11 protein-coding genes and 3 pseudogenes are annotated in these 12,229 nt (G+C 57.9%); 5 read left to right on the top strand and 9 right to left on the bottom strand.

The window, feature by feature from the left end; translation table 11 throughout:
* Positions 1-300: 300 nt before the first annotated feature.
* The 3 genes and pseudogenes from EB231_RS32880 (at position 301) to EB231_RS32865 (ending at position 3,333) form a co-directional block, all read left to right on the top strand.
* The gene (locus tag EB231_RS32880; protein WP_172352454.1) at positions 301-1,314 is read left to right on the top strand and encodes a 1-aminocyclopropane-1-carboxylate deaminase; all 1,014 of its coding nucleotides are present in this window, start codon (positions 301-303) and stop codon (positions 1,312-1,314) included.
* Between the two features lie 1,063 nt (positions 1,315-2,377).
* A pseudogene (locus EB231_RS35825) lies at positions 2,378-2,464 on the top strand (ATP-binding protein); the annotation flags it as partial.
* 668 nt (positions 2,465-3,132) lie between these two features.
* Entirely contained in the window at positions 3,133-3,333 is a 201-nt protein-coding gene (locus EB231_RS32865) for an XRE family transcriptional regulator (protein WP_246740827.1), read from the top strand.
* Positions 3,334-3,630: 297 nt separating this feature from the next.
* Here the strand turns inward: EB231_RS32865 and EB231_RS35820 are convergent, their stop codons facing one another.
* The 8 genes and pseudogenes from EB231_RS35820 to EB231_RS32830 all read right to left on the bottom strand — a co-directional run bounded on the left by EB231_RS35820 (position 3,631) and on the right by EB231_RS32830 (position 8,397).
* Positions 3,631-4,032, bottom strand: coding sequence for a hypothetical protein (locus EB231_RS35820; RefSeq protein WP_445299293.1), 402 nt, complete (start codon positions 4,030-4,032; stop codon positions 3,631-3,633).
* Between the two features lie 23 nt (positions 4,033-4,055).
* A pseudogene (locus tag EB231_RS35815) lies at positions 4,056-4,604 on the bottom strand (substrate-binding domain-containing protein); the annotation flags it as partial.
* A gap of 498 nt (positions 4,605-5,102) precedes the next feature.
* Positions 5,103-5,318 carry a hypothetical protein gene (locus EB231_RS32855; protein WP_172352452.1) on the bottom strand — a complete coding sequence of 72 codons (216 nt, stop codon included), beginning with the start codon at positions 5,316-5,318 and terminating at the stop codon, positions 5,103-5,105.
* A 306-nt stretch (positions 5,319-5,624) separates the two neighbouring features.
* Positions 5,625-6,362 (bottom strand): 7-cyano-7-deazaguanine synthase QueC, encoded by a 738-nt coding sequence (gene queC, locus EB231_RS32850; RefSeq protein ID WP_172352451.1) that lies wholly within the window; start codon positions 6,360-6,362, stop codon positions 5,625-5,627.
* 4 nt (positions 6,363-6,366) lie between these two features.
* The gene (gene queD / locus EB231_RS32845; protein ID WP_172352450.1) at positions 6,367-6,720 is read right to left on the bottom strand and encodes a 6-carboxytetrahydropterin synthase QueD; all 354 of its coding nucleotides are present in this window, start codon (positions 6,718-6,720) and stop codon (positions 6,367-6,369) included.
* On the bottom strand, positions 6,717-7,352 hold the full coding sequence (gene queE, locus EB231_RS32840; protein ID WP_172352449.1) for a 7-carboxy-7-deazaguanine synthase: 636 nt from the start codon (positions 7,350-7,352) through the stop codon (positions 6,717-6,719). The genes queD and queE overlap by 4 nt, the downstream gene beginning before the upstream one ends.
* A 236-nt stretch (positions 7,353-7,588) precedes the next feature.
* Positions 7,589-8,050, bottom strand: a complete 462-nt coding sequence (locus EB231_RS32835; RefSeq protein ID WP_172352448.1) for an iron-sulfur cluster assembly scaffold protein — start codon at positions 8,048-8,050, stop codon at positions 7,589-7,591.
* Positions 8,051-8,076: 26 nt separating this feature from the next.
* A complete protein-coding gene (locus EB231_RS32830) occupies positions 8,077-8,397 on the bottom strand; it encodes a HesB/IscA family protein (RefSeq protein WP_172352447.1) in 321 nt (106 codons plus the stop codon).
* 986 nt (positions 8,398-9,383) lie between these two features.
* Between EB231_RS32830 and ectB the strand changes: the two genes are divergently transcribed.
* On the top strand, positions 9,384-10,643 hold the full coding sequence (gene ectB, locus EB231_RS32825) for a diaminobutyrate--2-oxoglutarate transaminase (protein ID WP_172352446.1): 1,260 nt from the start codon (positions 9,384-9,386) through the stop codon (positions 10,641-10,643).
* Positions 10,633-11,475: a 2OG-Fe(II)-dependent halogenase WelO5 family protein gene (locus tag EB231_RS32820; protein ID WP_172352445.1), complete on the top strand. Its 843-nt coding sequence runs from the start codon at positions 10,633-10,635 to the stop codon at positions 11,473-11,475. The genes ectB and EB231_RS32820 overlap by 11 nt, the downstream gene beginning before the upstream one ends.
* Positions 11,476-11,818: 343 nt before the next feature.
* Here EB231_RS32820 and EB231_RS35410 read toward each other — a convergent pair.
* Positions 11,819-12,027, bottom strand: a pseudogene (locus EB231_RS35410) (integrase core domain-containing protein).
* Positions 12,028-12,229: the final 202 nt, after the last annotated feature.

The following is a 12,229-nucleotide window of genomic DNA, read 5'->3' as shown; positions in this document are numbered from 1 at the left end:
CCAACCGCAAACAAGAGCCACTGCGTTTTTATCGAAGTTCTGTTGGTTTGGCGGTCTGGCTGCGCTCGCAAAGCTGGCAAAAACGCAGATGCCGACCGCTTGTCGTCTTTGGTCCTAGGGATGGTCGCCTCATCGCAGCATGCCGGCATGTGGATCGCGTCCTTTCAATCGCAAGGAAAGCGCTGGAAATCCCCAAGGCCCTGATGGGAGGTCGAAGAGCGCGGCCGACCAATCCAAGCAACGCTTATGGAACGAGTTTTGCGTGGCTATTTCAGCTGAATGATCATCGCCGGAGAGAAAATGCTGAAAAAATTCGCGCGTTACCCGCTCACCTTTGGACCCACACCCATCGAGAAGCTCGACCGGCTCGGCAAGCATCTGGGCGGCAAGGTGGAGATCTACGCCAAACGCGAGGACTGCAACTCCGGTCTGGCGTTCGGCGGCAACAAGCTGCGCAAGCTCGAATACATCATCCCTGACGCGATCGCGTCGGATGCCGATACCCTCGTCACCATCGGCGGCGTGCAGTCCAACCACACGCGCATGGTCGCCGCCGTTGCCGCCAAGATCGGCATGAAATGCCTCCTGGTTCAGGAGAGTTGGGTCCCCCATGAGGATGCCGTCTACGACCGGGTTGGCAACATTCTCTTGAGCCGCATCTTGGGCGTAGAGGTGCGCCTGGTCGACGAAGGCTTTGACATCGGCATCCGGCACAGTTGGGAAAAAGCGCTCTATGAGGTCAAGGCAAGGGGCGGCAGGCCCTATGCGATACCGGCCGGGGCGTCTGTTCATCCGAATGGAGGCCTTGGCTATGTGGGGTTCGCGGAGGAAGTGCGCGCCCAGGAGGAACAGCTAGGGTTTGGCTTCGACTACATGGTCGTTTGCACGGTCACCGGTTCAACGCACGCCGGCATGCTCGTCGGATTCGCCAAGGACGGTCGACAGCGCAACGTGATCGGTATTGATGCCTCTGCTATCCCGGCCAAGACCAAGGCGCAGGTGCTAAGCATTGCCCGACATACAGCGACCCTCGTCGAGCTCGGATCGGAACTTGCCGAGGATGACGTGGTGTTGCTCGAGGACTACGCGCACCCGCGGTACGGCATTCCATCCGAGGAAACCAAGGAGGCGATCCGCCTGTGTGCGCGGCTCGAGGGTATGATTACCGATCCCGTCTATGAGGGCAAATCGATGCAAGGGATGATTGACCTCGTCCAAAAAGGCTTTTTTCCAGAGGGCTCGAGGATACTCTACGCGCATCTCGGCGGCGCGCCGGCGCTCAACGGTTATGGCTACACCTTTCGCAACGGCTGATGCTCGACAGATCTCGACGTGCTGTGCCTGGCGTAACAGCGCTGCGCCAAGTTTGTCCGAAGGCCTTTGGGAAACCGCAGTGGGTCGTTAACTGCCGCCGCGAGGTGAGGTCGTGGCGCTAGCATGCTTGCCAGTATTTGCCTGTGCTCAATGTGTCCTCGAGCCGCATAAGAAGGCAGCAGACATGGCCGTTTAACGTTTTTTGTCGTTTTGCCGGGCGGCGATGATCGCTTAATTTGATCAATTGGAAACCACTGAAGATGTCGCGCCGTGATCAACTGTGGAAGCTGTGACCAAGCGTGCTCGAGCTGGTCGTCGTCGGCGAGCACATCGCCGCACACCCCCAGCGCGGCGGTGAACTGGGCCAGCATGGGTGAGGGAAGTGGCGTCCCCCGCGAGCGTGACAGCGGGCAGATCGGTATCGGTCTAACGAGGGCTTGCTCATATATCGCGAGCATCGACGAGACTGTCGTCCCTTCGGCAATTTTGATCGAAACGTCGCGTCCAGCCTGCGCGCTTCCTTTCAGGCGGGTTCGTCCTTGGCGCTCTTTTCGCACTATGTGCGGAGGGGGTTGGGGGCTAGGGCGTCGCCGAGCCGCTCTAAACGAAGGCGCGCGCGCGAGGAGGCGACGATGAGGTCGAGTTTGTCCCCCGATCGCCTCTACATAGCTCTAAGCGTCGACAGATACATATCGGCCTGCTTCTCGATCTTCGAGACCGAGGGCTGCTTGATCTTGAGGGTCAAGGCAATCTCTGCCTGGGCCTTGCCCAGCCGCACGGCGCAGCTCGCCGAAGCTCTCGACCTCCCTCCTTAGCTCTTGGAAACGTGCGTCGACACGCTCCCGACGCTCCTCGGGGAGCGCTGCGATCACGTATCAAGCTTGCGTTCCATCACTTCCTCTCCTCCTTCTTCTTCGCCGCCGCCCGGCGGTGAGATGCCATTGATGGCATTTGTCCAATGGCGTGTTGATTGGTGGCCCGGAACGGGAAGTCGCATCTGGCCATTGCCATCGCCCGGACGCTCATCCGCGACAGCGGGCGCGGCCGCTACTTCGACGCAACAACGACCGCACTGCTCGATCCTCTCACGCATCATTGCGAGATCATCGAAATCGGACATGAATCCTGGCGCTTCAAGAACCGCGCCTGATCACCACATCGCCCAAGACGATCCGCGCTCGCCGGGGTTCGCAACCCGGACCAGCTCCGCCCAGCGAGCGCTAAACGCGATGCGCTGCAGCCAACTTTACCGGGATATTCGCTGCGGCCGAGCAAGAGGGATACCTTCTCAAAAAAAAGGCAAAACTGGGCTCATTATCGATGTAGCACTGCCAAAGTGCTCTACTGGGGTGCATTTGCAGAGCGGATTAACGGGTATCTAAGAGGGTTTTGAGCTGGAACGGTCCGTGCAGTCCAAAATGGGTTCATAGGAAAATAGGATCACTTGGCAAGAACGGCCGTTTGACCCGAATCTTTTCTTTTGTAGCTGAGCGGAGTCAGATTGGTCGATGTCTGCAGCGTAATGGGTGTTGCAATCAACGATGCCCAAAAATGGCGAGCAGCATCTGCCGGTCAACCCCTCAAGGGATTTGGCGGCCGAAGCACCCTTGAGGTGGTCAACGACTAGACCGGGATATCTATCACGCCGTCCATACCGTCGCGTCGCTGGTGTGATCTACATCCTTGCTTCCAGAAGAAGGGCAGGGACACGCGCAAGTGCGAAGTCGATCTCGTTACAGCGATTAAAGGTGGCCGAGACGCACGATCGCGAAAACTATGGGAAAGGAACAAAGTCATGACTGAAGAATCAACGGCTAAATGACCACCGGCAACTTGTTTGCGGATTTGGGCTTTGACAATTCCGAAGAGGAATTGCGGAAAGCCAAGCTCGCCCGCGAGATCCGCGCCGTCATTAACCGTCGGCGCCTCAATCAAGCCCAAACGGCTCGGTTGCTCGCTATGATGAAGCAGCTCGACATATCTGCCATAGTCACGCGGCGAACAGCAAATTCTCTATAGATCGCCCGGTGCGCTGCCTCGATCGACGCGCTTATAAGGTTGGCGCGCCACAAGCCGCGCAAATCGGCACGAACTGCCGCAGAACCAGCCTAATCATTGGCGCAAGCGTGAGGTCCAGCTCTCGACAGAATCGTCTTCCTCGGGGATTTCCATCTCCTCGTCCTCCTGGCCTCTTTCGGTGGATACGAGGGTCATGAGTGCCGAACCGCCCTTGCGCCCAGTTTCCTCCCAGGAAGCGGTCGTCGCTTCGTAGCGGCACGGATGACCTTATCCGGACGACGATGGCTCTTCCGATTCTTAAGTCCAAATGCTCTCTGGCGTGAGGATCTCGAACGGAACAATCCGCTGTTCGATTAGCCGCGTGTCCGTGCGTTCGATCATGCGCAGCATCACGTCGATGAGTTCTTCAGGCATCCTGTCGACGGGATGACACAAGGAAGCCGTAATCAAGCCTTCGCTCAATCCCTTGCGTGTCTCCGGCCCGATGTCGCGGCAGACGACCCGGATTTTGCACTGCTGCTCCGCAGCGAGCTCGCGCATAGCACGCAGGACGCCGGAAATGCCGCCGCCATTGACAAAGATGCCCCTGAGCTCCGGCTCCTCCGCTATCAGCCTGCGAACGACTGCATAGGCGTTATTCGGCGTCTCATGGGTCAGGAGGGTTTCGCTGACGTGGAACTCGGGCGCGTAGTCGCGCATGTAGGATTGCCGGGCCGACCGGACGTCTGGCTGATAAACCATGCGGCGGTGCGGCCGGCCTTCCAGTTGTCGGTTCCCACAAAGCCGGCCCGGCTGGCGGCGGACAGGTCGGTCACGTAGGCGATCACCGGAACGCCCTTGATGCGCAACTCATCAATCGCCTGACCGACGAGCGGGTGATCGGCCGAGATTACAGCGATTGCATCGGCGCTTTCGCCTATCTTGAGCAGATTGGCAGCGACTGCTTCTGGGGAAGGGTCGTCCTCGAAGAGCACGTCTGGCTCAATAACCGCATCTGTGCGTCGCGCGCAGGCATCTAGAAGCGCCTCGGCCCAGATCTGACAGAGCGGCCGGTGCGATTGCTGCATGAGAAAGCTCAAGTGCCGATGCGGGAGATTGTCCCGCCTGCGTTCGTGCCGCGGCCCCGAACTGTGGAAGCCGATCTGCTGCGCTGCGCTCAAGATGAGGTCCGTCTGCGGTCGCAGTGTGCCAGATCCGTGCAATAGCCTATTGACCGTGGAAACACTTACGCCCGCGGCTTTCGCCAGATCCGCGATCGTTGGCCTGTTCATTGGCCCCTCCCATATGCAATTCGTAATGACGTCTTCCAAGTGCAAATGCCATGTCAGTGGCGAAAGGGGCCTAGGTCTCCGGATCCTTCGAGGAGGGGCCTGACATGTTGCAAGAAACCTTCGCACCGCCTGACGCCGAACAGGCCAGATTGTCGCCCGCAGCCGCCCGTTTTCCTCGAGCCACGCGCGCAGCGGCTGTGCGATCCGAAGCCGCTCGGCGCGCGGCAACGCGAACGCGCCAATCTGGCTGACCTCAACGGACAGCGCTTTCGGGACCTCAACAACACTTTCGCCATCCTGATGCATAGGGATGGCTTTACCCCGGCGCTTGATGCGGCGCGCATCCTTCATGACGGCAACCGCCTTTTGGATTCGACAGCACATGAGATCGACCTTGCTGAACTATCTGCTCGATTGTCTTCCGGCGGTCGAGCAGATCAATCTCGTCAAACATCGACACTGAGGCTGTGACGATCGCCATCAAGGCGGCGCGCGCATTCACTGGACGCACGGGCATGCCAGATCGAACGCGCTTAGCAGGAATCCTTTGATTGGGCCGAGGTAGGCCAGGGGAGGGATATCCGCAACATCGCGTCGCCGCAGGCGCCAGCGCCCGTGCCGGCTTACGCAGGCGCCGGTATCGATTGCCGATGAGGTCGTCATTCGTCCCTTCAATGATGCCAATGGTGCGGCCATGCTGGTGATGGACTGCATGGACGACCCTCCACATAAGGGCGGGCCCGGGCATCAACTGCCTCTCGTCGAAACCACAAGCTCTTCTTTTTCTTGGCAGTACGCTCCACGATCAATCCGACCGGGATTTAGGACCGCAGCCTGCTTGCCAAGGTGCTTAACTCCCTTTCCAAACAGCACCACGCGAACGGCAAAGATCATCAAGGTCGATGGTATGGAACAGCCCTTCGAAACGGCATCGAAGGCGCCTACCCTCGTCGTGCTGATCACAAAGAGAAGGAAACGATCTATGGAACAGATTGCCACCGCCGGCCTGGATCTTGGCGCTCACGTCATTTCATGGGCGGTCACGGGTGCCTCTTTGCAGGATCGGAATTGCTCCCATCCCGCTGCCCGAAGATTACACTCGATGCAGGTCCCGCAACCGAAACCCCACCTATGTCTATGCTCGCGGTCTCCGCTATAGCAGGTGTGGCTTCCCTCGCAGATGAGCTTCACCAGCGCCTCTCCGCCCAGCCAATCCGCCAGCGCCCAGGTCTGCGCCTTGTCACGCTGCATGAGGGGTGTGTGAATGATGAACCGCTTCTCCATTCCAAGGTTCAGGGCAAGTTGAATCGCCTTAATCGCGTCATCTCGACAATCCGGGTAGCTGAAACGATCCGTCTCGGACACGCCGATCACGAGGTGTTTCGCGCCCATTCGGTAAGCTATCGCGGCCGCAAAGCCGAGGAACAGAAGGTTCCGGCCAGGCACGAAGGTATTTGTTATACCGTTCGCGTTCAGTGCGACCTCGACGTCACGCGTGAGCGCGGTATTACTGATTTGGCCGAGCACGGCCATGTCAATCATGTGGTCCCCGCCTAGTCGCCCGCGCCAGGCCGGAAAGTCTGTTCGAATGCGCTCGAGCAGGTAAGGCCGCACATCGAGCTCGATCCGATGCCGCTGCCCATAGTCGAAGCCGATTGTCTCGACGCGCTCGAAGTTCTCGAGCGCCCAAGCCAGGCAGGTTGTCGAATCCTGGCCGCCGGAGAACAGGACAAGTGCGGTTCCCGGCTCTCTTTGCATCGGGTCAACCCTCGTATTCAGCCCAGCACAGTGGTGTCTCATAGACTGTTACCGAGCACATTTGGCCAAGAAGCGGCTTGGTTTGGTTCCAGATCCAGACCGCAATGTTTTCCGCGGTCGGATTGTCGAGACCTTCAATCTCGTTCAGATACTGATGGTCGAGACGTTGCAGAAGCGGTCCGAACACAGCCTCGACATCGAAGAAATCGATGACAAAGCCCGTGTCTGGATCGACGGGCCCTTCCAGACGCAGTTCCACACGGTATGAGTGGCCATGCATGCGGTGACAGCGGTGGGTCTCTGGCACGCGCGGAAGACAGTGCGCTGCCTCGAAGGTGAAAGCTTGCGTAATCTTCATGGGATTCCGAGAAATTTGTGGGTTTGAAGGCTCAAGCGCCAACGTGGGTTGGCAAGACAATAGGCCACTGCGGCGGCCGTATTCGCCTCGCGCTCCGGCCCATCCATCGGCTGAAGCAAAAGGTGCTCAAACGCGAGCACTTCGAAATGTTCGGGCTCCGCGCCAATCTGAGGATATACAAGCTTCAGCTCGTCCCCTGCCATGAGCACGAGGCGTGCATTGCATTTCGGACTGACGCACAGCCAGTCGATGCCGGCGGGTGTGGGGATGGTACCGTTGGTCTCCACGGCAATTTCAAACGCCAAGGAATGCAGCGCTTCCAGGAGTTCTTCATCGATCTGGAGGAGGGGTTCCCCTCCGGTGAGCACGACAAGACGCTGCCCAGCTCCCGACCCGCGCCAGGCTTGTTCGATCGCCAACGCAAGCTGCAGTGCGGTGTCAAAATGTCCGCCACCGAGGCCATCTACCCCAACGAAATCGGTGTCGCAGAATCCGCAGAATGCTTTTGCCCGGTCGCCTTCACGTCCCGACCAAAGGTTACAGCCGGCGAAACGACAAAATACGGCAGCCCGCCCGGCATTTCGTCCTTCACCTTGAAGGGTGTAGAAAATTTCCTTGACCGCATATGGCATTGCTTACGCGGCCTTCAACTGAGCAATGGAGCGTCTCTGCAGGCTTACGAGACGCGGCAAAAGGTGGGAAATGTCCCACTGCACGTCTTGCAGCTCGTTCCACCGCCGAGGCTCGTTGCCGAAACCCCACTCGCTCGAAGTCCACGCAGAATTGGGTTTCAGCGGGGGAAGGCTGCGGGGAAGGGCCTCTCGCTCATCGAAGCCTATCACCTCGAGAAACGCCTCTATCACCTCACTCATAGCGATGATGCCTTGACGAGGACGAGGCGTGAGAATCCTGGCGTCTCCTCGAAAGCCTGCCTCACGGCACGGAAAAACTCGCTCATCAGCCGTAAACCGCGCTCCAGAATGAGGCGATCGAACGATGAGTATGTCGTGTGCGGCGGCAGGGCGCCGAGAAAATCCGCTATGTCCTGATCGGCGATCTGAAGGGCTTCATCGATGGTCTTGCCGACGATGAATTCGGTAAACGTCGAGGAAGCGGTTATGGCCGAGCCGCGGCCGAAGGTCTGGAACGTTGCGGCAGTAATCGTCTCGGTCTTGGGGTCGAAACCCATTATCAATTTAAGCCCATCGCCGCAGGCGACGGCGCCGACCTCCCCGGCCGCATTGGGGGTGTCCAAAGCGCCGACATTGTGCGGGTTGATGAAATAGAGCTTGTCGCTGAAGAGGTAGACGTTGTCGGTATTATCCCGCACGGCGCCGATCCTTGTCGTGATGGCGGCTAGCCGAAGGACTTGCCGCAGGCGCATTTGTCCCGCGCATTGGGATTGTCGAAGACAAAGCCCGATGACTCCAGGCCCGTGACGAAGTCAACGGTCGTGCCGGCGAGATGGGGCTGGGAGCTTGCGTCGACGAACACCTTGACCCCGTCCGTCTCCATGACGGCATCCCCCTCACGCGAGACGTTTTCCAGGCCAATCAGGTATTTGAGGCCGGCGCAGCCGCCCGCCTCGACCATGATGCGAAAGCCTTCCGCCGGTTCATCGGCGCGGGAAAGCGCGGCCTTGAGGGCGGCGACGGCGCTTTCAGTGAGTGTGATCATGGGACTATTTTCTCGCTGATGCGTTCGCAAGCCACGCTGCACAGAACGTGCCAGAGAGGAAGATTGGATTAAACACCGGGTAAGCGGATTTGGCGCCCTCTCTCACCTCCAACAATTGTCGGATGTCGGACAGAGTGAAACCTTGCGCACACAAGCGGCGTGGACACATCGATAGTGCGTCGCCTGAGCTAGCGTTTTTCGATCATATGAAATGTGGTCCGGGTGGCAACTCTTAGTCGTGCTGCGCTCCTAAAGCCGCGCCGTCGTCACCACACGGTACGGTGGCGAACACCGGGGTTGTCGATAACCGCTTCGATCGCGCCTTCTCGAAGCAGGCGCCGTCTGCGTCAGCTCGTGGGTGCCGAACACCACTCGCGTGCACGGCCCGTGGCCTGCAATGCGGCCGTCACCTCAAGGGCCGACCGAGGCATTGTAAATGCCGTGAAGCCAGGAGGTGGGCCAGCGCGCCGCCCAGGGAACAGCGCAATCACCGCCACGGCGGCCACGGCCACGATTAGCGGCCGCGGTCAGTTCCAGTTCTGTGGGAATCGCGGTCTCGCTCGTCCGCGTCAAAACGAAATTCGAGCGAGCACCGGTCTCGCCGTCACAGGAGAGAAATCGCTATTTGTCACAGCCACTCGCCGGCAAGGAATCCCGTCATGGCGGAGGTAGAGAAATATCAAAGCATCGTGGTTGCAGTCATGCTGGAAAAACCGATGCGGTTGTGTCAGTCGCCCCAGCCAACAACGCCGCCGATAGCCTTGCCGCAAAGGCGGGCACTGACTGTCACGCTATCGCTATAAAAAGCGTTGCAACAGATTCGTCAAACAAGTTTACAGACTCTTTGCGAATGCAAGTCGCTGACCATGATACGTTCGCTTTAAGTCCGATATTGGCCGAAGCTAATCGTCGATATCGATGGTTTGGAATGCGTGAACATAGAACCTGCAGCGTTGATCGCAAGCCGCATACGGAGAGGCCATTTAATGGATATCGACATTTTTGAAGCTTACGAGTCTAACGTTCGTCGCTATGGACGATCCTTTCCAACAGTCTTTACCAAGTCTCTTGGGGCGACAATCTGGGACGAGTCCGAAAAACCTTATATTGATTTCATTGTTGGGTCCGGCGCGCTCAATTACGGTCATAACAATCAAGATATTATGGCGACGGCAATTCAATATCTTGCCGATAAAAATATTATTTTGTCGCTTGATATGTATACAGCTGCAAAGCGTGATTTCATCGAAGTGTTTGTCGAGTCAATCCTGAAGCCCCGAGGCCTTTCTTACAAGATACAGTTTCCGGGGCCAACCGGGACAAACGCTAACGAAGCGGCGTTGGCGCTGGCGCGAAAATATACCAGTCGCTCGAGTGTCATGGCCTTCACAAATTCGTACCATGGCATGTCGCTCGGCTCCTTAGCGGTGTCGGGTTCAGCGTCAACCAGACAGCTTGGCGGCGTTGCTCGCCACGATGTGATCCGTGTCCCTTACGAGAACTATCCGAACCAAACTTTCGATTCCGCGAGTTACATTGATCACGTGTTGGGCGACCCAGGCAGCGGCATAGAAAAGCCGGCCGCAATCATCCTGGAGCCCATCCAGGCAGAAGGCGGCATGAACACCGCATCCGCACCATGGCTCACAGAAATTCAGCGCATTTGCCGTAAGCACGACGTTGTTTTCATCGTCGATGACATTCAGGCAGGTTCGGGACGAACGGGCGATTTCTTCTCATTTGAGTTCGCAAAAATCGAGCCCGACATCGTATGTCTTTCGAAATCGCTAAGCGGTTCAGGTAATCCGTTGTCCATAGTTCTGATTCGCCCTGACATGGACATATGGAATCCGGGAGAACATAGCGGGACCTTTAGAGGGAATAATCTCGCATTTGTGACTTCCGCGGCCATGTGCAAAATGTGGTCCGATAGGCAGTTTACTAAAGCCGTCGAGGGGACGGCCGTAAAACTGCAAGAACACCTTGATCGCCTCGTTGCGAAATTCCCTAAGTGCATCGAACAAAAGCGCGGCCGTGGTCTGATGGCCGGCCTCAAGTGCCGATCACAGGCCGTTGTTGGCCGTGTGCACGATGTCGCGTTCGAAAACGGCCTGCTGATCGAATCGTCGGGGCCAAATCGCGACGTCATCAAAGTCCTTCCGCCGATAACCATCTCAGATGACGAACTTGATCACGGCATTGCCATCCTCGATCAGGCACTACAGGAGAAAACAAATGACGACTAACCAAGCACGTCAAACGCCGGCCATCTCGCCTCTTACGATCGAGGAACGAACCGGCTCGATCAGCACTGCGGAGATCATCTCGGTCCTAAAAGGTGAGATCACGGCTCTGCATATCAGCCAAGCTTTCAGCACCGAAATAGCGGAGGAGATCACCGCGAAGTTTTTTGGCAGTCCCGGTCTCAGGGAGCGCAAAGATGGCGTCCCCGGACAATATGTGGGCGCATCCCACTACAGGAAGGATGCAGCCACCTATTTCGCGGAGGCAGAAACTGCACGGCCGCACGTTGACGCTCTTTTTGGCTGTTTAGTTGACCCGGTCCGAGCCTTATTCGACGCGTTGAAGCGCGAGCTTCACAACCAAGGCATTGAATTGCGGCTGGCGCGCTCAGAACACGGTCAGGCGAACGTTTGTCGGGCTCTCAGTTGGACCGGAAGCGGCACATTTTCCTTGGACCCCCACGACGATGTCGCTCAAGTGTTACGTGCTGGGAACGATTACGAGCTTTCTGCGGTGGCGCACAATACCGTCGCAGCACTCAACTTTTATCCCAGCATGCCTGAGGAAGGTGGAAACTTGAGACTATGGAGTCACAAGCCGACAGTCGCAGATCGAAAGTCGCAGGGTGTGGAGACCACGGGATATCCCTACTCCGCAGCTTATCTTGAGGCCGTGCCTAGTCGCGAAATCCAGCTCAAGGCCGGGGATATCGCGCTACTTGACGGCGGTTTCGTTCATGGGGTTACCGGTCAATCAGGCAACGGAAAGCGTCGGGTGCTGCTGAATTGCTTTTTCGGGTTTGCGCGGCCAGATCTCGTTCTCTGGTGGACCTGACGTTTGATGTCTCAGCCACTCATCTGCTTACGCTATCAGCTTACTGCGTCGACATCCTTGGCAAGGGGTACGAGATTCGCAGCTATCAGATAGAATCCACCATGTCCTGCTACGCGCCGCAAACGCAAATTCGGCTGAAGGCATTCGCCCTGCCCTAATCTAGGGGTTATCATCGATCGGGAAAGCTGCGCCTCACCAAGACATTGGCTTTCCGGAGGCACTGTTCGGCAACGATCGCTCGTGACCTGCCCCTGAACTGTCATCCAGTGGCGATTCGAGCCGCGACCATTTCTGCTCCGATACCATTCTCTGGACCGCCGGAAGGTGGAGTTTCCCGGCTTTCTCACGATGGCGGGCTGGCGGCGCCATCGGGATTGAGCAACGAGATCGGGGCCTTGTGCCCGATCGCCCCATGCGGGCGCACCTCGTTGTAATTGATCGTCCATTCTTCGATACTTTTCGGGCATGCCGGTAGCTGGTGAAGAGCCGCTCATTGAGGGACTCATCGCGTAGCCGACTGTTGAAGCTTTCCACGAAGCCGTTATCCGGCATGTTGTTCTCGGTGCCATCGTTTGTTCGGTCGTCAGGTTTGGCTAAGCTTGGTGGATCCGGGCCACGGGGCACCGGGAGCACGCAAGTGCGGGCAGGCCGTCGTATGCAGATGAACTGCGAGTTCGAGCACATTATCTGGCCGCCCCAACGACTCGCCCGGATGCGCTGCGAGCGCGGATCCGTATTTGTCGTGTTGCCCGCA

Source organism: Mesorhizobium sp. NZP2298 (assembly GCF_013170825.1).
Lineage (GTDB): Bacteria > Pseudomonadota > Alphaproteobacteria > Rhizobiales > Rhizobiaceae > Mesorhizobium.
This window is presented reverse-complemented; position numbering and strand designations above follow the sequence as displayed.